Genomic DNA, 24,839 nt, shown 5'->3' with positions numbered 1-24,839 from the left:
CTTTGGTTGGATACCACTTCTGTTTGAATGTGCGTATTATCCACAGATATGGTTGTTAAAACGACCTTTGCCCTTTATACCCTTTTATATCTTTTGATATATACCCTAAATCATTCGAGTTCAGAAAACGGCAAGCGAAGAGTATAGACATCGCAACGGTAACTTGAAGGGTGATAGGGACAAAACAACAGAAGACGGAGCTGAGTTATGAGTGCGACTGCGTTAGGCATGATTATTCTCGCGTATTTGTGCGGCTCCATTTCCAGCGCCATTGTGGTCTGCCGTATCGCAGGCTTGCCCGATCCTCGTGAGAACGGCTCTGGAAATCCGGGAGCCACCAATGTGTTACGCATTGGCGGTAAAGCCGCTGCCGCCGCGGTACTGATTTTTGATGTGCTTAAAGGCATGTTGCCAGTCTGGCTCGCCTATAAGTTCGATGTTGCCCCGCTCTATCTCGGGCTAACCGCTATTGCGGCCTGCTTGGGCCACATCTATCCGGTGTTCTTCCATTTTCGTGGCGGAAAAGGCGTGGCGACGGCGTTCGGTGCCATCGCGCCAATTGGCTGGGATCTCACCGGCCTAATGACGGTGACATGGCTACTGACCGTTGTGCTGAGCGGATACTCCTCATTAGGCGCCATCGTCAGCGCACTGGTTGCTCCGTTTTACGTATGGTGGTTCAAACCGCAGTTTACGTTCCCAGTAGCAATGCTTTCCTGCTTAATTTTGATGCGTCACCACGACAATATTCAGCGCCTGTGGCGCGGGCAAGAAACTAAGATCTGGAAAAAACTTAAGCACCGCAAGAAAGCCGCTAACACAGCGGCAGAAGAAATTCAGGAAGAAAAACCGAGCAACAAATAGCAAAATGGCGACCCGAAGGTCGCCATTTTATGTTTATTTTTTGGCATTACACCGCAGGTAATTCAGCCAAAGGCCAGCGCGGGCGAACCGAGACACTTAAATCCGCGTTCACGCCGCTTTTCAAACGTACCAAACCCGCGTAAGCGATCATCGCCCCGTTGTCGGTGCAAAACTCAGGGCGCGCATAAAAGACTTCGCCACCGCGTTTTTTCATCATCTCAGCCAAGCGAGCACGCAAAGTACGGTTAGCGCTCACGCCCCCCGCCATAACCAAACGCTTGAAACCGGTTTGCTCTAAGGCGCGTTTACACTTAATTGCCAACGTATCCACCACGGCGTCTTCAAATGCACGGGCAATATCGGCACGGGTTTGATCATCAGATTCGTTGTTACGAGTCGTATTTGCCGCAAATGTTTTCAGGCCAGAGAAGCTGAAATCAAGTCCAGGGCGATCGGTCATGGGACGCGGGAAAACAAAGCGTCCTGCTTCGCCCTGCTGGGCCATTTTCGACAACATCGGGCCGCCAGGATAGTCTAACCCTAGAAGTTTGGCTGTTTTATCAAATGCTTCGCCAGCTGCGTCGTCAATGGATTCGCCCAGCAATTCATACTGGCCCATCCCGGTAACGCTAATCAGCTGGGTATGGCCACCTGAAACTAACAGCGCAACGAAAGGAAACTCGGGCGGATTATCTTCCAGCATCGGCGCCAGCAAATGGCCTTCCATATGATGAACAGGAACCGCAGGTAAATCCCACGCAAAAGCCAACGCACGCCCAACGGTTGCACCCACCAATAAAGCCCCAACGAGACCAGGACCTGCGGTATAGGCTACGCCATCGAGATCTTTTGCCGTTAAATTAGCTTCTTTTAATGCGGCCTGAATCAGGGGAATTGTTTTGCGCACATGGTCGCGAGATGCCAGTTCAGGGACAACGCCACCGTAATCAGCATGTAGTTTTATCTGGCTATACAACTGGTTAGCCAAAATACCTTGTTCATCGTCATAAATGGCGATACCGGTTTCATCACAGGATGTTTCGATGCCCAGAATGCGCATGGCGGCTCCAACAACTTTTCTCCAACAACTAAGGTGGCGCATAATAGCACAATTCAGCTATACTGTTCCGCTTTCGTGCTGTGGCAAATTAACCGACTAAAAACCACCTGCTATCCTTGGTGTAACAACTTGATAGTCAGAATCCTGTGGACATTAGCGCATCATTGCTTTACAAAGCGGTGCTGTTCGGATTAAAATTCCGCACCATTTTTGAACAGCTGACACTAGGTCAGCGAAAAGACCGATTTATATCGAGGTGAGAGGCACATGCCGGTAATTAAAGTACGTGAAAACGAGCCGTTCGACGTAGCTCTGCGTCGCTTCAAACGTTCATGCGAAAAAGCGGGCGTTTTAGCTGAAGTTCGTCGTCGTGAATTCTATGAAAAACCGACTACCGAACGTAAACGCGCAAAAGCGTCTGCAGTAAAACGTCACGCCAAGAAACTGGCTCGCGAAAACGCACGTCGCACCCGTCTGTACTAGTTTGTTCGGGGTGAAAGCCCCAACAAATGGTCCACAGACCATGTTGTTGTCTGTCGGAGTAGTGTTTTAAGTAGCTCTATTTTGATGTGCAGTAACATACGAAGGCCGTGCCTTCCGAAAGGAATGCGCGGCTTGTTCTCGTTTATAGGCTGAAAAATTGTCAACGCTGCTGGCGGTTTTTGCAGTCGCGCAAACAGACTAAATGTAAGGGCTTATGGCAGGACGAATCCCACGTGTATTCATAAATGACTTGCTAGCTCGGACCGATATTGTCGATCTGGTCGATGCGCGTGTGAAGTTAAAAAAGCAGGGCAAGAACTATCATGCCTGCTGTCCATTCCATAACGAGAAAACCCCTTCATTCACCGTGAACGCGGACAAACAGTTTTACCACTGCTTTGGCTGTGGGGCCCATGGTAACGCCATCGACTTCTTGATGAACTACGACAGACTTGAGTTTGTTGAGAGCGTTGAAGAGTTGGCGACTATGGCAGGTTTGGAAATTCCTTACGAAGCAGGAACCGGTCCAAGCCAGATTGAGCGTCACCAGCGTCAAAATCTGTATCAGCTGATGGATAGCCTGAGTACTTTTTATCAGCAGGCTTTACGTCAACCCAGCAGCCAATCAGCGCAGCAATATTTAATGCAGCGCGGACTGAGCCAAGAAATCATCGACCATTTTGCTATCGGCTATGCACCGCCGGGCTGGGATAACGCGCTCAAACGCTTTGGACGCGATCTCGCAAGCCGCACAGCGCTTAATGATGCCGGTATGCTGGTTAATAATGACAATGGTCGCACGTACGACCGCTTCCGCGATCGCGTGATGTTCCCTATCCGCGATAGGCGTGGACGCGTTATTGCTTTCGGTGGCCGTATATTGGGCGATGGTACGCCAAAATACTTAAACTCCCCCGAAACAGATATTTTCCATAAAGGCCGCCAGCTTTTCGGCCTGTATGAAGCACAGCAACGCCATCCAGAATTGGCTAAATTGCTGGTCGTTGAAGGTTATATGGATGTGGTGGCACTCGCGCAGTTTGGCATTGATTATGCCGTCGCTTCGCTGGGAACCTCAACCACATCCGAGCACATTCAACTGATGTTCCGCACCACGGATACCGTGGTGTGCTGCTACGACGGCGATAACGCCGGACGTGAAGCCGCATGGCGAGCGCTGGAAACCGCGCTGCCGTTTTTATCCGATGGTCGGCAGTTGAAGTTTATGTTCCTGCCCGATGGTGAAGACCCGGATACGCTGGTGCGCAAAGAAGGCACCGCAGCGTTTGAGCAGCGCATTGAACAGGCCCAGCCGCTGTCAGCATTCCTATTTGATACGCTGATGCCACAGGTCGATTTGAGTACTCCCGATGGGCGTACTAAGCTGAGTGCTTTAGCCTTACCGCTGATTGGACAGATCCCAGGTGAAACCCTAAGGTTGTACCTACGGCAGTTTTTAGGTCAGAAGTTAGGCATTCTCGATGATAGTCAGCTTGATAAGCTGCTACCACGACAGGCCGAGTCAGCAAATAGTTACCAGCAGCCTCAGCTAAAACGCACGACTATGCGTATACTTATAGGATTACTGGTACAAAATCCATCATTGGCGGCTGAAGTCCCTACGCTTGAAGGTTTAAGGGAACATCAACTGCCTGGATTGCCATTATTTATAGAATTGGTTGAAACCTGCCTAGCGCAGCCTGGGTTAACAACGGGTCAGTTGATTGAGCTATATCGTGATAATAAATATGCCCAACAGCTTGAAACTTTAGCAACCTGGAACCACATGGTTATTGAGGACATGGTTCACCAAACGTTCGTCGATACATTGGGCAGTCTGTATGACTCCATGCTCGAGCAACGTCAGGAAGAACTTATCGCGTTGGATCGAACCCAAGGCTTAAACGCCGATCAACGACGAGAACTATGGGCACTCAACCAAGCATTGGCAAAAAAGAGTTAATCACCAAAATTACCTATTTATTTTAATCGTACCACCCAGTATGAACGCGGAATGGCAAACACTTCCCAAACCGACAACACATTAGGTTAACGATTAAAAACTGAATTACGGCTTGAGTGCCGATGAAAAGCGGGGACAAGCCCCCGTATAATGCCGCAATACCGGGGAGCGGCGCGCAATGAAAAAAACCCGTGTCAGTTATTGTTGGCGGTTCTGCTGCCCAACACCGATTTAAACTCTGAAGTGTGGATACCGTCTTATGGAGCAAAACCCGCAGTCACAGCTAAAACTTCTTGTTACCAAGGGCAAGGAGCAAGGCTACCTGACCTATGCTGAGGTCAATGACCATCTGCCGGAAGATATCGTCGACTCCGACCAGATCGAAGACATCATCCAGATGATTAATGACATGGGTATTCAGGTGATGGAAGAAGCACCTGACGCCGATGATTTGATGCTGGCAGAAAACATTGCTGACGAAGATGCTGCCGAAGCCGCTGTGCAGGTATTATCAAGCGTAGAATCCGAGATCGGCCGCACGACTGACCCCGTCCGCATGTATATGCGTGAAATGGGTACCGTTGAACTTCTGACCCGTGAAGGCGAAATCGACATCGCTAAACGTATCGAAGACGGTATCAATCAGGTTCAGTGCTCTGTTGCCGAGTACCCAGAAGCAATTACTTATCTGCTTGAACAGTATGACCGTGTAGAGGCAGAAGAAGCACGTCTGTCCGATATCATTACCGGTTTTGTCGACCCTAACGCAGAAGAAGATCTGGCGCCAACCGCGACCAACGTCGGTTCTGAACTCTCTTCAGAAGATCTGAATGACGACGATGAAGAAGAAGACGAAGACGACGACAGCGAAGATGACAACAGCATCGACCCTGAACTGGCGCGTCAGAAATTCTCTGAACTGCGTGAGCAGTATGAAAAAACACGTGTAGCGATCAAAACTCATGGCCGCAGCCACGCGAAAGCAGCAGAAGAGATCCTGAATCTTTCTGAAGTTTTCAAACAGTTCCGTTTAGTGCCGAAGCAGTTTGACTATCTGGTCAACAACATGCGCCAGATGATGGATCGCGTTCGTACGCAAGAACGTCTGATCATGAAGCTGTGTGTTGAACAGAGCAAAATGCCGAAGAAAAACTTCATCACCCTGTTCACCGGCAACGAAACCAACACCACTTGGTTTGAAGCAGCGCTGGCTATGGCTAAGCCATGGGGCGAGAAGCTAAAAGACGTACGTGAAGACGTTGAACGTAGCCTGCAAAAACTGCATCAGATCGAAGAAGAAACCGGTCTGACCATCGAGCAGGTTAAAGACATCAACCGTCGTATGTCTATCGGCGAAGCTAAAGCACGCCGTGCGAAGAAAGAGATGGTTGAGGCGAACTTACGTCTGGTTATTTCTATCGCGAAGAAATACACCAACCGTGGCCTCCAGTTCCTGGACCTGATCCAGGAAGGTAACATCGGTCTGATGAAAGCGGTTGATAAGTTTGAATATCGCCGTGGTTATAAGTTCTCCACCTACGCAACATGGTGGATCCGTCAGGCGATTACCCGTTCTATCGCGGACCAGGCACGTACCATCCGTATCCCGGTACATATGATTGAGACGATTAACAAACTCAACCGTATTTCCCGTCAGATGCTGCAAGAGATGGGCCGTGAGCCGACGCCGGAAGAACTGGCTGAACGCATGATGATGCCAGAAGACAAGATCCGCAAAGTGCTGAAAATTGCAAAAGAGCCGATCTCAATGGAAACCCCAATCGGTGATGATGAAGATTCACATCTGGGCGACTTCATTGAAGATACCACGCTTGAATTGCCGCTGGACTCTGCAACCTCCGAGAGCCTACGTTCTGCAACGCGTGACGTTCTGTCTGGCCTGACCGCGCGTGAAGCGAAAGTCCTGCGTATGCGTTTCGGTATCGATATGAATACTGACCATACTCTGGAAGAAGTGGGTAAACAGTTTGACGTTACTCGTGAACGTATTCGTCAGATCGAAGCGAAGGCACTGCGCAAACTGCGCCACCCAAGCCGTTCTGAAGTATTACGCAGCTTCTTGGACGATTAATTTCTTCCACATCGCGTGAAACACAAAAACCCGCCTCGTGCGGGTTTTTTATTGCATCAACATCATCACTTATCGACCAAGTGCATCATTGAGAACCCGATAGCTCGCCACCAGTTCATCAACGGTGATACGGCTCAGCCCACTCGGGTTTGGCAGCACCCAAATTTGAGTTTTCCCAATCACCTTCTCTTGCCGCCCCCACTCCACCTTTCGAACGCCAAATGCCTGCGTGTACGCCTGCTTGCCGAGGATAGCGATAGATTGCGGCTGATAGCGCAGGATCTTCTCCTCAAGCGCGTCACCGCCTGCACGTAGCTCTGCGCGCGTCACTTCCGCGGCCGTGACGGTTGGACGAGAAACCAGTGCAGTGATACCACAGCCGGTATCCAACAGATGCTGCTCATCCTGCGGAGCCAGCTGCCGCTGGGTGAATCCAGCCAGATGAATAACTTTCCAGAAGCGATTTGTCGGATTAGCAAAATGAAAACCCTGATGCGCCGAACTTAATCCCGGGTTGATCCCACAAAAAATGACACGAAGGTCGGGAGCTATAATGTCCTGAAGCATCTGTCTCACATCCTATTCAATTAACGAATGACTAAGATCTTACAGAAATTACAACGATCTAGCCATGCTCAAAAAAGCCGCAACCACCACAAAGCTACTGGATCTCATGCCCGCTTTTACTCTATAATCCCCGCCACTCGGCCCCTTAGCTCAGTGGTTAGAGCAGGCGACTCATAATCGCTTGGTCGCTGGTTCAAGTCCAGCAGGGGCCACCAAATTTTAGCTTTAGATTCAGTCATTTAGGCCACTTCCTGCGAAGTGGCTTTTTTGTATCTGGATAAAGTGTCGCAAAAGTGTCTCTTCAGCTATTTCCTTCGCGCCATTCTTGCAAAATTTCCTGAGTACTTTTCACTCTGACATCATTTCCAGGAATAATAAGGTTTTCCCATACTTCGTTATAATGCTGAATCAGCTGCTCTGCTTTTAACGGGCCACGATTGGCTGTGGTGTGAGCATCGGCGGCAACAGTCACTTTATATCCGTTGCTCGCCGCAATTTTTATCGTCGTATCCACGCAGTAGTCGGTCGCACAGCCGCAAATTGTGATCTGCACTGCTTTGATTTTGGCGAGCTCATCAGCCAGCGAGGTTTGATAGAAAGCGTCACAGGCCGTCTTTTCGACATAAAGGCTATTTTCGGGCTGGTTTAGCTCGGGCAATAACGTCCATTCCGGGCTGTTTTCCGGCATCTCGTTTTCTTGATGGCGTATGAAAATCACACGGTCTGCCGCTTGTGATAGTTGGTTTATCCTCTCCACTCGGCCTGATCTATCAAAGCGTGGATTTACAAAAACACCATTTTGCATATCAATAACTAATAAAACACGCAGCATAAAGATTCCTAAGTTAGCAAAGGCTAGAGGAATAGAGAGTTTGCCGCATAACGCGGCTTAAAGCCCAGAAGGAAAAATTAGCTTACTGCCGATGACAATTATCGGCAGTAAAAATAGATTAAACATTACAGATTACGCGCAACCTCATAGGCATCCCAAATGGCATACATAATATTGCTCACACGCTTAGCATCGCCTAGAAGATAACAGTCTAATCCGTCATCCTTTATTTCATTCCACAGACGATTCTCGCTATGATACCCCACAGCATAAACAACGGTATCAACCTCAAAATGCTGCTTTACACCTAACTTCTCAGTAATTATGCCTGTAGGCACAATCTCGGAGACCTGAGTTTGGCAATGGATCTCAACTTGCTCGTGACGCAGCAAATCGGTCAACATATCAGCATTCATTACGGGTAGCGCATTACCACCTAAAATATTAGCGCTAGCTTCAATCAATACCACCTGTCGCCCCAACCGTTTGAGCCATAGTCCCAATTCGGCCCCCACCAATCCGGCACCAATTATTGCCACACGCGCCCCGGCTAATTCAGTGTTCATTAATACATCACTAGCGGCATAGGTTGGGATATTTTCACATCCTTTGATTGAGGGAACGATCGGATTTGCCCCAGTAGCGATGATGATGGCATCAGCCTGAATAGAAAGGAGTTCACTGCGTGTTACTTTATGATTAAAGTGAATTTCTACACCAGCATTTAGCAGCGTTTGCTGATACCAACGCAATAAATCATGATCATCAGATTTAAAAGGAGGCATTCCTCCAGGAATAACAACGCCCCCCAGAGCGCTATTTTGCTCATACAGATCAACGCGATGGCCACGTAAAGCAGCCACACGAGCGGCCTCCATCCCCGCAATACCGCCGCCAGCAACGATAATATGCTTGCGTTTAAGAGCCGGAGTAATGCTATAAATCGCCTCACGACCACAGGCTGGATTAACCGCACAGCTAAGACGACCACCTCGGGCAAATCGTCCCATGCACCCTTCATGGCAGGAAAGACACGGACGAATATCCTCAGTGCGATTAAGACGAACTTTATTTGGTAACTCAGGATCGGCTAGCAGCGGACGCCCCAACCCCACCATATCGCAATCACCGTTGAGCAAAGCCTCACGCGCCAGCGCATCGTCATCCATTCGACCAGCGACGATGACCGGTACTTTGATTGCCTGTTTGAGCAAGCGCGAAAACTCAAGATAGATACCCTTCTTGCCGAAGTACATGGGCGGATGGTTCCAATACCACGAGTCATAGGTTCCAACATCCACATCCAACGCGTCATAACCAGCATCGACTAATAATTTAGCAGCCTGTAACCCCTCTTCGATATCGCGGCCCTTTTCCTCAAATGTCTCACTAGGTACTGCACCTTGCCGATGATCTTTAATGAAACTTTTCAGGCTAAAACGCAGCGCTACGGGAAAATTTTCACCGCAGGCAGCTTTGATTGCTTTAACAATTTCTATTGGGAATTTTAGCCGTGCGGCGAGGCTGCCGCCAAATTCATCCTGTCGCTGGTTATAGAAGGCGATAGTAAACTGATCTAATAGGTAACCTTCATGCACGGCATGGATCTCTACACCATCAAAGCCGCTTTGTTGCGCGATTTTGGCGCTTTGCACAAAGCCTTCAATAAACTGATAAATCTCACTTCTTGCCAACGCACGGTGCTGAATTTCTGGCTGCCAGCGATTCGACATAGGAGATGGTGCGACAGGGTTGGTAGCCACCGATGATTTGCCTGAATAGCCAAATCCTGCCGTTAATTGGAGGAAAATCTTGCTGCCCCATGCGTGCACCCGCTCTGTCATCTCAATAGCACTGTATGAAAAAGCATTGGGGTTCAACGTCGGTAACGGCATGTGGCCTGGCGTAATCCCTTCAATGTGGGGGGCAACATCACACAGTCCAGTAATAATTAAACCTACCCCACCTTTAGCCCTTTCCACAAAATACTCTACCGCGCTTTGGCTAAAAGCACCTTGTGCATCAGCATGGCCCACATTTCCCATAGGGGCCATCACATAGCGATTTTTCATTTCGACATTTTTGATAGTAATGGACTCAAACAGCGGATCTAAATTCGACATTAGTTAGCTTCCTATTAATTATATAGATTTACCAAACTGGTATACCCATATTAAAAATAGGTTTATTGCGTTTTAATGCTCATTTTTAAGCCATATAAATGCAAAGAGAAGCAAACACAGCGCCCCTCATTATCCAAACTAAGTCACGCTTCTCAGCTTTCCACCAGCACAATGTTGCGGTAAATCACAGTTCATTAACATATTACTTTCAAAGCCCCACAGAGAGACTAGATTTAAAAAACTCATCCGACCAGAAAACTGCTGCTTCAGCCTGTGCTAACAAGGAAAGCCCGAATGAATCAATACTCTCATCTGCTCGCACCACTAGATCTCGGGTTTACTACCTTAAAAAATCGCGTCCTGATGGGTTCGATGCACACAGGACTCGAAGAACATCCTGACGGCAGCAGGCGTTTAGCTGAATTTTACGCGGAACGCGCGCGGGCCGGAGTTGGCTTAATTGTGACGGGAGGCATCGCGCCAAATCAGCATGGCGTGGTGCATGCTGGCGCTTCCGTATTGGATCACGAAAACCAGATCCCGCATCATAAAATCATTACCCGCGCGGTACATCAGGCCGGTGGAAAAATAGCGCTGCAAATTCTGCATACGGGGCGCTACAGCTATCAACCGCAGCCTCACGCGCCTTCGGCTATACAGGCCCCGATCAACCCTTATCCGCCGATAGAAATGACCGAAGACATGATTCAGCAAACGCTGTCTGATTTCGCTCAGTGCGCTCGCTTGGCGCAGCACGCAGGGTACGACGGCGTTGAAATCATGGGCTCTGAGGGCTATTTGATTAACCAGTTTCTTGCCGCCAGAACTAACCAGCGCGACGACGATTGGGGCGGCGATTTCATGCGCCGCATGCGTTTTGCCGTGGAGTGTGTGCGCCGCGTGCGTGCCGCCGTTGGGCAAGAATTCATTATCATTTATCGCCTATCGATGCTGGATCTCGTCGAGGAAGGCTCTGATTGGAAAGAAATTGAACAATTGGCGATTCAGGTGGAACACGCCGGAGCCACGCTTATCAATACCGGTATTGGCTGGCATGAAGCGCGCATTCCTACTATCGCCACCATGGTGCCACGCGCCGGATTTAGCTGGGTTACACGTCGTTTGATGGGCAAGGTTTCAATTCCTCTCATCACCACCAATAGAATTAATCACCCCGACGTTGCCGAGGCCGTGCTGGCGGACGGATGCGCCGATATGGTGTCTATGGCGCGCCCATTTTTGGCCGATCCGGCATTTGTGCAAAAAACGGCCAGCGGCCGCGTCGATGAAATCAATGTTTGTATCGGCTGTAATCAGGCCTGTCTTGATCAAATCTTCGAGCACAAACTCACATCATGTCTGGTCAACCCACGCGCCTGCCATGAAACCGAGCTCGTGATGACCGCCGCAGAAAAACCTAAACGCCTCGCCGTGGTGGGCGCTGGCCCTGCCGGTTTAGCATTCGCGACCACCGCGGCACAGCGAGGCCACCACGTCACGCTGTTTGAGGCGGATAATCAGATTGGTGGTCAGTTTAATATCGCCAAGCAGATCCCCGGCAAAGAAGAGTTTCATGAAACGCTACGCTATTTTAAGCGCTTGTTGATTATCCATAATATCCAACAGCGGCTAGGTCAGCGCGTTGAGGCTCAAGACCTCACCGAGTTCGATGAAGTTATTTTGGCGACGGGGATTATTCCGCGCTATTTAGATTTACCCGGTAGCGATATGCCTCACGTGCTGAGCTATGCGCAGGTTTTGCGCGACAAACTTCCGGTTAGTAAACGCGTGGCCATTATTGGCGCTGGCGGCATTGGTTTTGATACCGCCGAATACCTCAGCCAATACGGTCAGTCCACCAGCCTAAACAGCGTCGCCTTTGCCGAAGAATGGGGCATCGATCTACAGTTAAAACAACGTGGAGGACTAGCCGCAGCCGGAATGCATTTCCCGCATAGCCCACGCAAAATCTATTTACTGCAGCGTAAAACCAGCAAAGTGGGTGAAGGACTGGGAAAAACAACCGGATGGATACATCGTGCGAGTTTGCAAAAACGCGGCGTGACGATGATAAACGGAGCCCATTATCATCATATTGATGAGCAAGGCTTGCATCTGATGCGCGATGGGCAAATTGAATGTCTGCCGGTAGACAACATCGTTATTTGTGCAGGGCAAGAATCTCAGCAGGCATTGCTGGCGCCATTGCAGAAGATGGGCAAAACCGTACATTTGATTGGCGGCGCTGATATCGCACGCGAGCTGGATGCTCGACGCGCGATAGACCAAGGAACCCGACTCGCGCTGGCCATCTAAACGCATTCATGCGTCATCCTCACTTCCGCGAGGATGACGCATGCCAAGCACCTTGGAATTTGAATCTTATTTCACTTTAGTGATCTGTTTGACGTCCAACTCAACCGAGTTCCAGTCTTTATCAATTTTCCCCTGCAATTCCACGGTATCTTTCGGGGTGATGGTCTGCCCGTTCCAACGCTTATGGTCGATATCTACGTTCATGGTGCCGGTTGCATCACGGAACGTGTAGTGCTCGCCACCAATACGCTGCTCGATGTTCCCGCGCAGGGTAACCCAAGTATCATCGCTCATGGTTTTGGCTTTCTCGACCGTCATCGCGCCTGCATTGGGACCATTGAATCCACCGGCAGCTTGCGTCTGCGTCGTTTGAGCTGCGGGAGCATTAGGGTCAGAAAAACCACCGTTTTGGGCCAACACAGGAGCACTGCAAACGGCAAGAATGGCGACTAGAGCGGCTAATTTTTTCATTATTTTTCTCTCTCTTAATGGGATTAATGTCAGCATCAACAGTGAGCTGTTTTTGCTCTTCGGAATGCATTACACCAAAGAGTTCTTAACAAGATCTTAAGCTCGTAGTTTAACCAACTTTATTTTTTAAAACTGCCTACGACGCTGGATCCGCACGGTATTACGCTGTACAAAGCCCTTGCCAAATAGTTAGATAAAACCATACAGCACAGCATAAAGGACGCAGTTATGCGGGTATTACTCATTGAAGATGACAAACTGATCGGCGACGGCATTAAAGCCGGTTTGATTAAAATGGGGTTCAGCGTTGACTGGTTCACCGAAGGGAAACAGGGGCTCAGCGCGTTGGACTCTGCTCCCTACGACGCCGTCGTGCTCGACCTGAGCCTACCCGGTATGGATGGGCTCGATATTCTGCGCACGTGGCGTCAAAACGGCCATGATGAACCAGTGCTAATCCTTACCGCTCGCGATGCGCTAGAACAGCGCGTGGCCGGTTTGCAGCAAGGGGCGGATGACTATCTGTGTAAGCCGTTTGCGCTCATTGAAGTCGCCGCACGTTTGCAGGCGCTCATCCGCCGCCGTCATGGGCAGGTGCAAACAACGTTGGATCACGGCTCGGTTTCACTCGATCCCATCAATCTTACCGTGACCTATAACGACGAACCGATATACCTGAAACCAAAAGAGTTTGCGTTGCTGGAACTGTTATTGCGCAATGAAGGTCGCGTGCTGCCTCGCCCGCTGATCGAAGAGAAAATCTATAACTGGGACGATGATGTATCCAGCAATGCCATCGAGGTGCATATCCATCATTTGCGAAAAAAATTCGGCAGTAGCTTTATCCGCACCGTCCATGGCATCGGCTATACGCTAGGGGAAGCGTCATGAAGGCGCTAACGCTTAGCCTGAGACTGCGGCTCATTTTAGGTTTCATTGTGCTTATCGTCATCACGTGGGCCTGCGCCAGCGCATTAGCGTGGAATCAAACCCGCGATACCGTTGATGAACTCTTTGATACCCAGCAAATGCTGTTCGCCAAGCGTCTAACAGCGCTTAATATTGGCGATCTGACGGTTAAAAGCCCTCAACTACCGCGTAGTAAAAAAATGGTGCGCCACAGCCACGGCGACTTAGATGACGACGCGCTGGCCTTCGCTATTTTTACCGTAGAAGGAAAAATGGTGCTGAACGATGGCGATAACGGCCCCGATTTACAGTATCACTATCGACGCGACGGCTTTACCGAAGGAACATTACAAGGTGATAAAGATCTCTGGCGTTTAGTATGGCTAACCACGCCTGATGGGAAGTACCGCGTGGTAGTTGGTCAAGAGTGGGATTATCGCCAAGAGATGGCCATCGACATTGTGAAGGCTCAGCTTTTGCCGTGGTTAATCGCATTACCGATCATGGTGTTACTGCTGATTTGGCTCGTCACTCGTGAATTAGCCCCAATGAAAAGGTTAGCCAAACGCCTGTATCAGCGCCGCCCCGATGACGAAACGCCGCTCCCGCTGGACGCGATTCCTAGCGAAGTGAAACCGCTGGTTGAAGCGCTTAACAGCCTCTTCACCCGTACCGGAGATATGCTGGTGCGCGAACGTCGTTTTACCTCCGATGCAGCGCATGAGCTGCGCAGCCCACTCGCGGCGCTCAAGGTACAAACCGAAGTCGCACAGCTCGCGCAAGACGACGCCGAAATGCGCGAGCACGCATTAACCAACCTCACGGAAGGCATAGACCGCGCCACTCGCCTTGTGGATCAGTTGCTGACGCTTTCGCGGCTGGATTCGCTATCTGGCTTGGACGATGTGCATGACATTGCTCTGCAAGACGTTCTACAAACCGGCGTGATGGACCATTACCACAAAGCGAGAACCAGCGGCGTAGAGCTGATGCTGGATATTCGCCAAACGCCACCGCCTCGACGAGCACAGCCGCTTTTACTCGCCTTGTTGGTGCGTAATCTGTTGGATAACGCGATTCGATACAGCCCACGCGGCAGCACCGTCACCATTACCTTAGATGCCCACAGTTTTAGTGTGGAAGACAACGGCCCTGGCGTTAGCCCTGAATATTTAAAACGCATTGGCGAGCGCTTCTTCCGTCCACCGGGACAAGAAAAAACCGGCAGCGGTTTAGGCCTTTCTATCGTGCAACGCATCGCCACGCTGCATGGCATGACCACGCATTTTAGCGATGGAGAAAATGGGGGATTTAGAGTGGAAGTCAGATGGTAACAAGATCGATGTAAGACCCCCTCCCAGCCTCCTCCTTCATAAGGGGAGGAGCATACGGCATTCCACGTTATCGCCACACTGCATCTACCAAAGCAAAAGTTGATGGCAATTTATCTGGCAACACCGTTCAGCCCCCTCCCCTGTGAGGGGGAGGGCCGGGGTGGGGGCAGAGCTCCAAAGGGGTCCATTAAGCGATGCTTACACCCACCCTTTCGCTCTAAACGATTTCAGCACGCTGACAAACACCTGCATTTCCTGCGGGGTGCCTAAAGTTAAGCGATTCCAGCCCACCGCCGGTGGAAATTCACGGCCAACGTAGATATTTTGCTGCTTCATACGATCCTGATAGGTTTTCACATCGCCGTTCACTTTATGGAAGATAAAGTTTGCCTGCGACGGTACATATTCCAAATTCAACTCATCAAGCATTGATGTCACGATCTGGCGCGACAGATCGATTGATTTGCGACTCATGGCAACAAAAGTTTTGTCTTTCAATGAAGCCAACGCCGCTACCGCTCCGGCGGTGTTGGTGTTATCCAATGAAACAAAGTTTTCCACCTGAGCAATGACTTCAGGTGCCGCGATACCGTAACCAATACGTAACCCCGCCAAAGCGAAGATTTTGGAAAAGGTGCGGGTCACGATTAGGTTTTTTTGCCCGCTTTGTACCAAACCGATGGCGCTTTTAAATGCCGAGTCGTTAACAAACTCGGCATAGGCCTCATCGACAATAAAAAATGTGTCAGCTGGCGCGCTTTTTATCCAGCTATCCATGGTAGCGGCTGGCGTAATCGTAGCGGTTGGGTTATTTGGGTTGCACAGGTAGACAATGGATTTACCCGCAAAACCGGCTGCTTTTGCCTGCATAGTCGCCAGATCAAACTCAAGTTTCGCGTTCAGCGGGACTTTGACAATTTCAGCACCCAGCGGTTTAGCGTAAAGCTCCGCATAGTTAAAGGTCGGATCGGGAACGATCACCTGCACTTTTTTCTGCTGCTGTTGAGCCTGCAAGACAATCGCCTGAACCGCGGCTTGGATCGTCTCCGATGAGCCATTGCCCAAAGTAATATTTTCACTCTTCAGGCCGAAGTGTGCTGCTATCTGTTCAATCAGCTCGGCGCGTGCCGCATCAGGGTAACGAAATGCGGTCGGCAAACAATCAACAATCGCTTGTTTGGCATGCGCAGACATCCCCAATGAGTTTTCATTGAAATTTAATAGCAGCGGATTTTTTTCAGTCGGAAACGAAATAACGGCAGCGTTTGCCGGAGTGGCCGCCTGCGCGCGATTAATCAAACCGCTGAGCGTTAACCCACCGAGAATAGCACCTGAAGATTTAAGAAGAGTACGACGATCCATGGCAAAGTCCCTGTCAGCAACATTAATTATTTTAAGAAGCGTTATTTTGACCAGCCGCGAAACGGCTGTAGGACTGAGCATAACCGAGAAAAAGTGCACAACACAATATGTTATGCACTTTTTATGACTATAAATTCAAATATAGCGAATTTAACTAACGACGCGGAGGGAGTTTAGTCGCTTTTAAAACCACAAATTTTTTGTTGGTTTCAATGGTGGTGCAGTTGCCAAACAAACGCTTCAGTTTGTGGAAGTAATCCAGATGACGGTTGCCCACAATATACAGCGTACCGTGAATTTTCAGGCAACGTTTCGCCCCAACGAACATATCCCACGCGACCTGATCGGTAATGGAATGCTGCTGATGGAACGGAGGATTACACAGCACCGCGTTTAGGCTGCCGCCGTCTACGCCAGAGAAACCGTTGCCGACGCGGAACGCACAGCGATCCATATCCTGCGGACGGTTAACTTCAACGTTCATCTGCGCTGAGGCAACGGCCATGTATGACTCATCACAAAACAGCATATCTGCGTTTGGATTCAGCTCGAGCGCCTTCAGGCCAATAACGCCGTTACCACAGCCCAGATCCGCAATCGAACCTTCGATATCTTTCGGCAAATGCTCAAGGAAGAAACGAGCGCCGATATCTAAGTTGCTACGGGAGAAGACCGATGCATGGTTATGCATCTGGTAAGGTTCGTCAGTGCCGCAGAGATCCAGAGGCCAAACGGTTGTTGGCTGCGCAGGCGCGGGGCTACGTTCGGCCACTTGGCAGTGGATCAAACGGGCTTTTTTCCATGCCAGCGAAGTATGGGTATCACCCAGAATAGTTTCGAACAGCTGCAGCGTTGAGGTGTGAATATCACGCGCTTTTGCCGCCGCAACAATTACGGTATCTGGCGCAACCACGTCACGCAGCGCACGCAACTGGTGTTCCAACAATGCCAACGCTTTTGGCACTTTGATTAGCACCAAAGCAGGTGCCTGTGGCAGGGGCGCAAGGCTATCAAGCAAGGTGACCGTGTCGTCATCCATGCCGTTCAGGCCAAGATTATGACGCGTTGCCAACTGGCTAACATAAGAGTCACTCACGCTGTATAACTGCTGACCATGCAGTGCACAAGCCAACGCGCCAAAGGCATCGTTGAACACAATCACCGGACGACCTTCTGCCTGCGACAGATCGAAACTCTGCAACAGATATTCATCGGCGGCTTCCCACGCCTGAAGCGTTGGATCATCAGACTGCTGTGGGTAGCGTTCTAGCTCAAGGCCATTTTCTTCAAAAAAACCGGAGATCGGTTCGAGTTGGCTCATCGCCCCTCCAAAATCTATCCGCTTGATTAAGCGGCAGAATAAAATAAATTATCGTGCAGATGTGACGGTCTTAACCGCCCGAGCACCGTGCTCAAGAATTGTTATGTCACGCGCATGACGTACAATAGTCCGCTATTGTACCTGAAGGAATTGAATATGACGTCTTTGACTTATCTGGCCGGCTATCCTGAACATCTGCAAACGCAGGTTCGCCAACTGCTCGACCAGCAACGTCTGGGGACTGTTTTATTGCAGCGTTACCCGCAGCCACACCAGCTCACCACCGATCGCGCACTCTATCAATACACTACCGATCTCAAAAATCAGTATCTGCGTAATGCGCCGCAAATTAATAAAGTGGGCTACGACAGCAAAATTCAGGTTCTCAAACATGCATTAGGGCTACATACCGCCATTTCGCGCGTGCAGGGTAGCAAGTTAAAAGCAAAAGCTGAAATCCGTGTTGCGACCGTCTTCAAAAATGCGCCCGAGGCTTTTCTGCGTATGATCGTCGTTCACGAGCTGGCGCACCTGCGCGAGAAAGAACACAACAAAGCATTTTACAACCTGTGCTGCCATATGGAACCCGCTTACCACCAGCTTGAGTTCGATACCCGCATGTATCTCACGCATTTAGAACTGGTTGGCGCGCTGTATTAATTTGCCCAGCGTCGCCGAATTAATCCAAGAAATGCTACTCTGTGAAAAATCTTATTTTCCCAATCGGAGACGCCCATGATTCGCTTTGCCGTTATTGGAACCAACTGGATTACCCAGAGCTTTATCGACGCCGCGCATGCCACGGGGAAAATGCAGCTGACCGCTGTGTATTCACGTCATTTAGCGCAGGCATACGCTTTTGGCGAGCCAAATAAAGCCCAGTATTTTTTCGATTCGCTCGACGATCTCGGCAATTGTGCTCAGGTTGACGCGGTTTATATTGCCAGCCCAAACTCTTTCCACTATCCACATACGTTGGCGATGTTGCAGCATAAAAAGCATGTCATCTGTGAGAAGCCGTTAGCGTCCAACGTGCATGAAGTCGAAAGTATGATCGCCTGCGCACATGAGAATCAGGTCGTGCTGTTTGAAGCGTTTAAAACCGCCTACCTGCCTAACTTCTCAGCGATCCAACAGGCGCTGCCGCGCTTGGGGAAACTGCGCAAGGTGTTCCTGAACTACTGCCAATATTCCTCTCGCTACCAGCGTTATTTAGACGGCGAAAACCCAAATACCTTTAATCCTGCGTTTTCAAACGGTTCGATTATGGACATTGGCTACTATTGCTTGGCCAGCGCAGTCTCTCTGTTTGGCGAACCGGACAGCCTTAACGCCAGCGCCACGCTGTTAGATTCCGGTGTGGATGCCCATGGGCACGTCAGCATGAACTACGCAGGTCACGGCGCTGGCGAGGGATTCGACGTGGTTCTTTTCCACTCCAAGGTCAGCAATTCAGATATCCCAAGCGAGATTCAGGGTGAAGATGGCACGTTAGTTATCGAAAAAATATCTGAATGCCAGAAAGTGACATTTACACCGCGCGGTGGTCAGCCTGAAGTTATCAGCCAAACCCAGCAAGAAAACACCATGTATTACGAGGCGGAAGTGTTTGCCAAACTGGTGCAATATCAAAGCATTGATCATGCGGGGATCAACGTATCGCGCAGCACGGCGAAGATCCTAACGCAGGTGCGCGCGCTGACCGGGGTTGAATTCCCGGCCGATGCCGCGATTCCACCTGAAACCGTGGTTGTGCCGAATACTCGCGGGTAATGAAAAAAGGCCTCTAGTATTAGAGGCCTTTTGACTAACGAATAGGTTTAACCTGCTGAATTTGAGCTTTCGCCACGCGTTTACCGCCGAAACTTAATACCGCTAACGCCAGCACGATTAACACAACACCACCCCCTTCAATCACCCCCGGATTTTCACCCAGCAGCCACCAAGAGAACAACACGCCACACACTGGTACCGCTAAGGTGCTCAGGCCTGCAATGCCCGCCGGTAAGTTCTTCAACACGAATAGCCATAGCGTCCACGCCAGCGCTGTGGCCAAAATGGCACTGTACGACAATGCGAAATAGACATACGGATCCCACACAATTGGGCGCTCGGGAACCAGCCACGCAATCACGCTCATAATGATCGCGCCGTACACCATTTGCCATGTGGTCAGCGACAGCAAATCTACCTTAGGATGACGTTGGTACAGGCGTTTAGCGACAATAGCGCTCGCCCCCCAGCTTATGCCGGAAAGAATGGCCAGCACTGCGCTTTTCAATGACTCACCCGTCAGCTTCCACGGCTGTAAGACTAAACAAAGCCCAATCGCCGCCACCACAATGGCCAGATACTGTACGCGACGCATTCTCTCACCCAAGAACAGTGCCGCCATGATCACCACCCAAAACGGCATAGTGTAAGTTAGTATGGCGACCTTACCGGCCCCGCCGCTGATCAACGCCCACTGAGCCAGTCCAACCATGCCACAAGTTTGCAGCACAGCGATAGCCAGCGTGTAAGCAAAAGGCGTTGGCTTCATCCCGCGACCACGCAGTTTTAACACCACCAACAGTAATAAGGCTCCGAACACACAACGCAGCGCGGTAAAATCAAAGGCGCCGATATACAGCGTGACCTGCTTCATCGCGATCCAGCTATAACTCCAGATCAGCGTTAACAACACCAATCCCCCAAACGCCAACGGATCGGCTTTTCCTGCTACGGCCATTTTGATGTCCTAATTATTATCAATCGTGCTTATTATCACGTCATTTATTGGCTTCATACTTGGATCTCCAAAACAAAAACGCAATAGCCTTTTTAATACCACAAGATGGCTATACCCTAAAAATCAGTGTGGGATAAGAGGAAATACTATGTAATACGATGAATTTATAGGAAATACTACTTCTCTTCATATTTGAAAGTTAAGAGAGAGTTTAATGATAATGCACACAATTTGAATCTCATTGAAGATAAAATACACGTTCATTTATTCGGCTGCCTATTTGTGTGCCAGAGAGCGCCCCAATGTCCCTACGACTATGTTTTATCCTTTTCTTATTTACTTCTCCACTTTATGCAAGTTGCCATAATGATGTGATAGATGCGGCAGCAAACGCGAGTTATGTACATAAAATTCAACAGGTAACCGCCTCTGACCGCGTTTATCTTTATTCAGCCCCGAATGTGCAGTGTCGTCTAAATACGTTCTTGGTTAATGGCGATCCCGTTCAGGTATTCCGTGAGGCTACAGAATACCGAGATCCCCATTCTACTCGCCACTCAGTCCCCCAGCAGTACAACTACATCAGTTTCCGTGATGCACAGGGCTTATTCGTTACAGGCTGGGTACAAGCTAGCCAATTATTAGATGTTACTTCTCCACTCAACGCCCCCACCGGTTGCCAAAAACAATCTGATATCGCATTTCAAGGACAAGAAGCCCTGCATGTCTCGCATGAAAAAAATCATTATCAGGTTTCTGGAGCAAGGCATGCGTGGTTTTACTCTGCCCCTTCGCCTGAGTGTATCAACAAGAAAATATTTGTTATTCCAGGAGACCGAGTTTCAGTTCAACGTCAGATAACAAAAAGTGGGTTTTCATACGCGACTTACTATGCTCAAAATCGCCAAATTATCCAAGGATGGCTCAAAACCGACCAGCTTGTAGCTAAAAACTCGGGCGATCAATTTCGCGATAACGTTGATACAGATTCAGCGGCTAAAGCAGCTAGAATTTTATCCCTTTTTATGAACCTTCAAGGTCAGTGCCATTTTTACGAAAGCACCGAAGATAGCGATAAAGACGACACTTTTGATTTTCCTATTCGCGAAGATCACCAAAGCGAGGGCTGTATAGGGGCCGGCGATCCGGAAACTGCACCTGTTGTTGGGAGACTTTACATTAATAAAAAAACAGCGCGTGTTTACATCGACGACCCCGAGGACGACGACAAAAGAATAGAAGTTGAGTATTAATTAATATCAGCCCAGTCGTACCGGTTTATTTCACGCGATCTATATTTCACAACGGCATTAGAAAAATGTGTGAAAAGCGTCTAATTTGAAAGCTTCAATTAATTTGAAAATATCCAACGGCGGCGGTATTCAGGAGATTCTATGGCGGAGTTTAAGGCAAAACCCTTAGTCATTTTACAAACCGGTGATGCACCGGATGTTATTCGCCATCAGCACGGCGGTTTTACCGATATGTTTTTGCAGCAGGGCGATATTAATCCGTCCAGCGTAGTGATTGTGAATCTTCCTGCAGGCGAACAACTGCTTAGCCCTGAACATTATCGCGGTGCGGTGATTACCGGTTCAGCAGCGATGGTGACCGAACTATTGCCGTGGAGTGAATACGCTGCGATGTGGCTACGCGACGCCATCGGTATGGGGCTACCTATTTTCGGAGCCTGCTATGGTCATCAGCTATTAGCTCACGCGCTCGGCGGCGAGGTGGGTTATCATCCTGAAGGGCTGGAAATTGGTACATTGGAAATCGAGCTGTTGCCAGAAGCTCAACAAGATCCGGCACTGCAAAACTATCCGCCGCGCTTCTATGCCAATCTTATACATTCACAATCTGTGCTTCGTTTGCCCGAAGGCGCGGTTGCTTTAGCCCGCTCACAGCAAGATCCGCATCAAATCATCCGCTATCGCGATAACGTGATCAGCACGCAGTTCCATCCTGAATTTAACGGGCCGGTGATGCATTGCTACATGAGTTGGATCGCTGAGCTAGAACCCCAGCATCAGGCTAAATACCTCGATATTCAACGCCGTACTAGCAATACTCCGGTCAGCCAATCATTGCTGCGCGAATTTGTTCACGGTTTATAAATTTAAACGAGCCATGGTTTACAGCATGTAAAATCATGGCTCAAGTTTTCCCTTTGCTAATCCACGCCAAACATTGACCTTTGAAATATTTTGCATTATTTTCTTACATGCAAAGGGGAGTAACTTCATTGCTGGTTAATCGTCATTACGGTGCGTGCTGCGTACCCGGTTGCCAGGCAACGCATTTTGGCTTTAGGCTAAAATGTATCTAAGCGCCCTGCTTAGATGTATACCAGAGTCATTGAGCGCGGTGAATACCGCGGTTGCATGATGCGCTGGTATCGAGTTGTAAGTGAGACCTTGCCGGAAGGCGAGGTGCGCTTAAAACTCAGACAAGAGTCGTCGCTGTCGTCCTCCGTCATCGTGATTTTTGTATTTAATGAGTGTTACGAAGGATACTCCCATGATCAATTCCATTGGCTCTCCCCTGCTCTGGGGTAGTTTTGCCGTCATCGTCGTCATTATGCTCGCCGTCGATCTGCTGTTGCAGGGGCGTCGCGGTGCCACCACCATGACGCTGCGCCAAGCCGCCATCTGGTCGCTCGTATGGGTCAGCTTATCCCTCTTGTTCAACGCAGGTCTGTGGTGGTATCTCAGCGAAACCATGGGGCGCGTCGTTGCCGACAAACAGGCGCTGGCGTTCTTAACCGGTTATCTCATTGAGAAAGCGCTGGCCGTCGACAACGTGTTCGTTTGGCTGATGCTCTTCAGCTACTTCTCAGTACCGCCGAACCTGCAACGCCGCGTACTGGTTTACGGTGTGTTAGGCGCGATTGTGCTACGTACCATTATGATTTTCGCCGGTAGCTGGTTAGTCACCCAGTTCCAGTGGATCCTGTACGTATTCGGTGCTTTCTTGCTGTTTACCGGTGTGAAAATGGCCTTGGCGAAGGATGACGACGGCGATATTGGCGACAAACCGCTGGTGCGCTGGATCCGTAGCCATTTGCGCATGACCGACAAGATTGAAAATGAGCACTTCTTTACTCGCAGAAACGGCGTGTTGTTCGCCACGCCGCTGCTGTTGGTGCTGATTCTGGTTGAGCTTAGCGATGTTATCTTTGCCGTAGATAGCATCCCCGCGATCTTCGCGGTCACCACCGATCCGTTCTTGGTATTAACGTCTAACCTGTTTGCGATTTTGGGTCTGCGTGCGATGTACTTCTTGCTGGCGGGCGTGGCAGAACGTTTCTCAATGCTGAAATATGGTCTGTCGGTGATTCTGGTGTTTATCGGCTTCAAGATGCTGATTATGGATCTATACCACATCCCAATCGCAGTATCGTTAAGCGTAGTGGCTGGAATTTTAGTGCTGACGCTGGTGATTAACGTCTTTGTTAACCGCCGCAACGACCGTTTGAAATCACAAAGTGAATAACCGTTAAACGGAATGCCCCGGATTTTCCGGGGCATTTTTTTGCTTAGAGCCGTTAACTTCTGCGCCTTGCAGACCAAGCCACCGCAAAGATAATCAGCAAGCCACCTGAAACCATTCTCAGGCTTGGTACTTCATGGAACAACGCCCATGCAATCAGAATGGCGTACACCGGTTCTAGCGCAATAATCATCGCGGCCATACGCGCTTTCAGCGCTTGTAAACTACTGATAAACAAACTGTATGCTAATCCCGTGCAAATCAGCCCCAAGCAGGCAATCCACATCCAGTCCATCGCACTGACCAGCGGCAGTTCATGATAGGTAAACGGAAACAACAGCACGATAACGGCAAGGTTTTGCCACCAGCAGACCTGAGTGCCGTTCACGCTGGACGCCGAATGCCGATTCGCCAACGCCAGAATTGCATATATTAGGCCGGATAAAATGCCCCACAGCAGCCCTTCCGTTGCGCTGTTCTCGAAGTTGAAGCTCGGCGTCACCAATACCAGTCCTATAGTCACCAGCAGAATTAACACATATTCCGCCGACGACAGCTTCTCTCGATACAGCAGCCCTTCCAGAATCGCCACAAAGGCGGGGAAACAGGCAAAACCTAGCGTACCGACCGCAACCCCGCCCACTTTCACCGCGATGAAAAACGTCACCCAGTGCGCGCACAGCAGCGCACCACAGGCGCACAAACGCCCCACGCCGCGAGCATCAAGCTCACGCCACGGTAGGCGTTTTAGTTTTATCAATAACAGCGACATGGCCGCTAGCGCGAAAATCGCACGGCCAAAAACCAAGACGGCGGCACTGCTGGCAATGAGTTTGCCAAAGATACCTGAAATGCCAAATAGCACGGTAGCCCCGTGCATCAGCCATAGCGCACGGCGACGATCCATGCTCACTCCTCA

21 protein-coding genes and 1 tRNA gene are annotated in these 24,839 nt (G+C 49.8%); 13 read left to right on the top strand and 9 right to left on the bottom strand.

The features are described from left to right. Window positions 1-207: 207 nt before the first annotated feature. On the top strand, window positions 208-864 hold the full coding sequence (plsY, locus tag CPY98_RS03000) for a glycerol-3-phosphate 1-O-acyltransferase PlsY (protein WP_096386309.1): 657 nt from the start codon (window positions 208-210) through the stop codon (window positions 862-864). Between the two features lie 46 nt (window positions 865-910). Here plsY and tsaD read toward each other — a convergent pair whose 3' ends face one another. Beyond that, window positions 911-1,924, bottom strand: coding sequence for a tRNA (adenosine(37)-N6)-threonylcarbamoyltransferase complex transferase subunit TsaD (gene tsaD / locus CPY98_RS02995; RefSeq protein ID WP_096386306.1), 1,014 nt, complete (start codon window positions 1,922-1,924; stop codon window positions 911-913). Window positions 1,925-2,191: 267 nt separating this feature from the next. Here tsaD and rpsU point away from each other — a divergent pair, with 267 nt between their 5' ends. From rpsU to rpoD, 3 genes are all read left to right on the top strand, one after another. Further along, window positions 2,192-2,407 (top strand): 30S ribosomal protein S21, encoded by a 216-nt coding sequence (gene rpsU / locus CPY98_RS02990; RefSeq protein ID WP_001144069.1) that lies wholly within the window; start codon window positions 2,192-2,194, stop codon window positions 2,405-2,407. A 214-nt stretch (window positions 2,408-2,621) separates the two neighbouring features. Further along, window positions 2,622-4,370 carry a DNA primase gene (dnaG, locus tag CPY98_RS02985; RefSeq protein WP_025799015.1) on the top strand — a complete coding sequence of 583 codons (1,749 nt, stop codon included), beginning with the start codon at window positions 2,622-2,624 and terminating at the stop codon, window positions 4,368-4,370. Between the two features lie 259 nt (window positions 4,371-4,629). Continuing rightward, window positions 4,630-6,462, top strand: coding sequence for an RNA polymerase sigma factor RpoD (rpoD, locus tag CPY98_RS02980; RefSeq protein ID WP_025799013.1), 1,833 nt, complete (start codon window positions 4,630-4,632; stop codon window positions 6,460-6,462). 69 nt (window positions 6,463-6,531) lie between these two features. Here rpoD and mug read toward each other — a convergent pair whose 3' ends face one another. After that, entirely contained in the window at window positions 6,532-7,029 is a 498-nt protein-coding gene (gene mug / locus CPY98_RS02975) for a G/U mismatch-specific DNA glycosylase (protein WP_046359362.1), read from the bottom strand. 139 nt (window positions 7,030-7,168) lie between these two features. On the opposite strand from mug, the gene CPY98_RS02970 reads away from it, so the two are divergent. Then, window positions 7,169-7,244, top strand: a tRNA-Ile gene (locus CPY98_RS02970). An 86-nt stretch (window positions 7,245-7,330) separates the two neighbouring features. On the opposite strand, the gene CPY98_RS02965 is transcribed toward CPY98_RS02970, so the two are convergent. Together CPY98_RS02965 and CPY98_RS02960 are read right to left on the bottom strand one after the other, a co-directional pair. Beyond that, window positions 7,331-7,861, bottom strand: a complete 531-nt coding sequence (locus tag CPY98_RS02965) for an isochorismatase family protein (protein ID WP_096386304.1) — start codon at window positions 7,859-7,861, stop codon at window positions 7,331-7,333. Between the two features lie 125 nt (window positions 7,862-7,986). Then, window positions 7,987-9,984, bottom strand: a complete 1,998-nt coding sequence (locus tag CPY98_RS02960; protein WP_096386301.1) for an FAD-dependent oxidoreductase — start codon at window positions 9,982-9,984, stop codon at window positions 7,987-7,989. A gap of 294 nt (window positions 9,985-10,278) precedes the next feature. On the opposite strand from CPY98_RS02960, the gene CPY98_RS02955 reads away from it, so the two are divergent. Then, window positions 10,279-12,300 carry an FAD-dependent oxidoreductase gene (locus CPY98_RS02955; RefSeq protein WP_096386298.1) on the top strand — a complete coding sequence of 674 codons (2,022 nt, stop codon included), beginning with the start codon at window positions 10,279-10,281 and terminating at the stop codon, window positions 12,298-12,300. Window positions 12,301-12,366: 66 nt separating this feature from the next. On the opposite strand, the gene CPY98_RS02950 is transcribed toward CPY98_RS02955, so the two are convergent. Then, window positions 12,367-12,771 carry a YgiW/YdeI family stress tolerance OB fold protein gene (locus CPY98_RS02950; RefSeq protein ID WP_025798956.1) on the bottom strand — a complete coding sequence of 135 codons (405 nt, stop codon included), beginning with the start codon at window positions 12,769-12,771 and terminating at the stop codon, window positions 12,367-12,369. 228 nt (window positions 12,772-12,999) lie between these two features. Here CPY98_RS02950 and qseB point away from each other — a divergent pair, with 228 nt between their 5' ends. Both qseB and qseC read left to right on the top strand, forming a co-directional pair. Then, complete coding sequence (gene qseB, locus CPY98_RS02945) at window positions 13,000-13,662, top strand: quorum sensing response regulator transcription factor QseB (protein ID WP_043490798.1); 663 nt, start codon at window positions 13,000-13,002, stop codon at window positions 13,660-13,662. After that, window positions 13,659-15,014 carry a quorum sensing histidine kinase QseC gene (gene qseC, locus CPY98_RS02940; protein WP_046449748.1) on the top strand — a complete coding sequence of 452 codons (1,356 nt, stop codon included), beginning with the start codon at window positions 13,659-13,661 and terminating at the stop codon, window positions 15,012-15,014. Before qseB ends, qseC begins: the two co-directional genes overlap by 4 nt. A gap of 198 nt (window positions 15,015-15,212) precedes the next feature. Here the strand turns inward: qseC and CPY98_RS02935 are convergent, their stop codons facing one another. Together CPY98_RS02935 and rlmG are read right to left on the bottom strand one after the other, a co-directional pair. Next, the gene (locus tag CPY98_RS02935) at window positions 15,213-16,376 is read right to left on the bottom strand and encodes a histidinol-phosphate transaminase (protein WP_096386296.1); all 1,164 of its coding nucleotides are present in this window, start codon (window positions 16,374-16,376) and stop codon (window positions 15,213-15,215) included. Between the two features lie 154 nt (window positions 16,377-16,530). Continuing rightward, window positions 16,531-17,697: a 23S rRNA (guanine(1835)-N(2))-methyltransferase RlmG gene (gene rlmG, locus CPY98_RS02930; RefSeq protein WP_025798948.1), complete on the bottom strand. Its 1,167-nt coding sequence runs from the start codon at window positions 17,695-17,697 to the stop codon at window positions 16,531-16,533. A 156-nt stretch (window positions 17,698-17,853) separates the two neighbouring features. Between rlmG and CPY98_RS02925 the strand changes: the two genes are divergently transcribed. Together CPY98_RS02925 and CPY98_RS02920 are read left to right on the top strand one after the other, a co-directional pair. Next, on the top strand, window positions 17,854-18,357 hold the full coding sequence (locus CPY98_RS02925) for a M48 family metallopeptidase (RefSeq protein ID WP_025798947.1): 504 nt from the start codon (window positions 17,854-17,856) through the stop codon (window positions 18,355-18,357). A 75-nt stretch (window positions 18,358-18,432) separates the two neighbouring features. After that, window positions 18,433-19,470, top strand: a complete 1,038-nt coding sequence (locus tag CPY98_RS02920) for a Gfo/Idh/MocA family protein (protein ID WP_043490788.1) — start codon at window positions 18,433-18,435, stop codon at window positions 19,468-19,470. A gap of 34 nt (window positions 19,471-19,504) precedes the next feature. On the opposite strand, the gene CPY98_RS02915 is transcribed toward CPY98_RS02920, so the two are convergent. Further along, on the bottom strand, window positions 19,505-20,428 hold the full coding sequence (locus CPY98_RS02915) for a DMT family transporter (protein ID WP_096386293.1): 924 nt from the start codon (window positions 20,426-20,428) through the stop codon (window positions 19,505-19,507). A gap of 302 nt (window positions 20,429-20,730) precedes the next feature. Between CPY98_RS02915 and CPY98_RS02910 the strand changes: the two genes are divergently transcribed. The 3 genes from CPY98_RS02910 to CPY98_RS02900 all read left to right on the top strand — a co-directional run bounded on the left by CPY98_RS02910 (window position 20,731) and on the right by CPY98_RS02900 (window position 23,923). Beyond that, window positions 20,731-21,681: a hypothetical protein gene (locus CPY98_RS02910; protein WP_096386291.1), complete on the top strand. Its 951-nt coding sequence runs from the start codon at window positions 20,731-20,733 to the stop codon at window positions 21,679-21,681. 141 nt (window positions 21,682-21,822) lie between these two features. Then, window positions 21,823-22,545, top strand: a complete 723-nt coding sequence (locus CPY98_RS02905; protein WP_096386288.1) for a glutamine amidotransferase — start codon at window positions 21,823-21,825, stop codon at window positions 22,543-22,545. A gap of 406 nt (window positions 22,546-22,951) precedes the next feature. Further along, complete coding sequence (locus CPY98_RS02900; protein WP_025798939.1) at window positions 22,952-23,923, top strand: TerC family protein; 972 nt, start codon at window positions 22,952-22,954, stop codon at window positions 23,921-23,923. A gap of 52 nt (window positions 23,924-23,975) precedes the next feature. On the opposite strand, the gene CPY98_RS02895 is transcribed toward CPY98_RS02900, so the two are convergent. Then, a complete protein-coding gene (locus tag CPY98_RS02895; RefSeq protein WP_025798937.1) occupies window positions 23,976-24,827 on the bottom strand; it encodes a DMT family transporter in 852 nt (283 codons plus the stop codon). Window positions 24,828-24,839: the final 12 nt, after the last annotated feature.

The sequence above is a fragment of the Hafnia sp. CBA7124 genome, from assembly GCF_002355555.1.
In the GTDB taxonomy this organism is placed as follows: Bacteria; Pseudomonadota; Gammaproteobacteria; order Enterobacterales; family Enterobacteriaceae; genus Hafnia; species Hafnia alvei.
The sequence above is the reverse complement of the archived record's forward strand: the minus strand, read 5'-3'. Positions and strand labels throughout refer to the sequence as shown.

Bases quoted from the DNA above. Each gene is read 5' to 3' on its own strand.
- CPY98_RS02965 (WP_096386304.1), bottom strand. From the start codon at position 7,861: ATGCTGCGTGTTTTATTAGTTATTGATATGCAAAATGGTGTTTTTGTA.
- CPY98_RS02950 (WP_025798956.1), bottom strand. From the start codon at position 12,771: ATGAAAAAATTAGCCGCTCTAGTCGCCATTCTTGCCGTTTGCAGTGCT.
- CPY98_RS02935 (WP_096386296.1), bottom strand. From the start codon at position 16,376: ATGGATCGTCGTACTCTTCTTAAATCTTCAGGTGCTATTCTCGGTGGG.
- rlmG (WP_025798948.1), bottom strand. From the start codon at position 17,697: ATGAGCCAACTCGAACCGATCTCCGGTTTTTTTGAAGAAAATGGCCTT.
- rpoD (WP_025799013.1), top strand. From the start codon at position 4,630: ATGGAGCAAAACCCGCAGTCACAGCTAAAACTTCTTGTTACCAAGGGC.
- qseB (WP_043490798.1), top strand. From the start codon at position 13,000: ATGCGGGTATTACTCATTGAAGATGACAAACTGATCGGCGACGGCATT.
- CPY98_RS02915 (WP_096386293.1), bottom strand. From the start codon at position 20,428: ATGGCCGTAGCAGGAAAAGCCGATCCGTTGGCGTTTGGGGGATTGGTG.
- CPY98_RS02905 (WP_096386288.1), top strand. From the start codon at position 21,823: ATGGCGGAGTTTAAGGCAAAACCCTTAGTCATTTTACAAACCGGTGAT.
- CPY98_RS02920 (WP_043490788.1), top strand. From the start codon at position 18,433: ATGATTCGCTTTGCCGTTATTGGAACCAACTGGATTACCCAGAGCTTT.
- mug (WP_046359362.1), bottom strand. From the start codon at position 7,029: ATGCTTCAGGACATTATAGCTCCCGACCTTCGTGTCATTTTTTGTGGG.
- CPY98_RS02910 (WP_096386291.1), top strand. From the start codon at position 20,731: ATGTCCCTACGACTATGTTTTATCCTTTTCTTATTTACTTCTCCACTT.
- dnaG (WP_025799015.1), top strand. From the start codon at position 2,622: ATGGCAGGACGAATCCCACGTGTATTCATAAATGACTTGCTAGCTCGG.
- CPY98_RS02955 (WP_096386298.1), top strand. From the start codon at position 10,279: ATGAATCAATACTCTCATCTGCTCGCACCACTAGATCTCGGGTTTACT.
- plsY (WP_096386309.1), top strand. From the start codon at position 208: ATGAGTGCGACTGCGTTAGGCATGATTATTCTCGCGTATTTGTGCGGC.
- qseC (WP_046449748.1), top strand. From the start codon at position 13,659: ATGAAGGCGCTAACGCTTAGCCTGAGACTGCGGCTCATTTTAGGTTTC.
- rpsU (WP_001144069.1), top strand. From the start codon at position 2,192: ATGCCGGTAATTAAAGTACGTGAAAACGAGCCGTTCGACGTAGCTCTG.
- tsaD (WP_096386306.1), bottom strand. From the start codon at position 1,924: ATGCGCATTCTGGGCATCGAAACATCCTGTGATGAAACCGGTATCGCC.
- CPY98_RS02960 (WP_096386301.1), bottom strand. From the start codon at position 9,984: ATGTCGAATTTAGATCCGCTGTTTGAGTCCATTACTATCAAAAATGTC.
- CPY98_RS02895 (WP_025798937.1), bottom strand. From the start codon at position 24,827: ATGGATCGTCGCCGTGCGCTATGGCTGATGCACGGGGCTACCGTGCTA.
- CPY98_RS02925 (WP_025798947.1), top strand. From the start codon at position 17,854: ATGACGTCTTTGACTTATCTGGCCGGCTATCCTGAACATCTGCAAACG.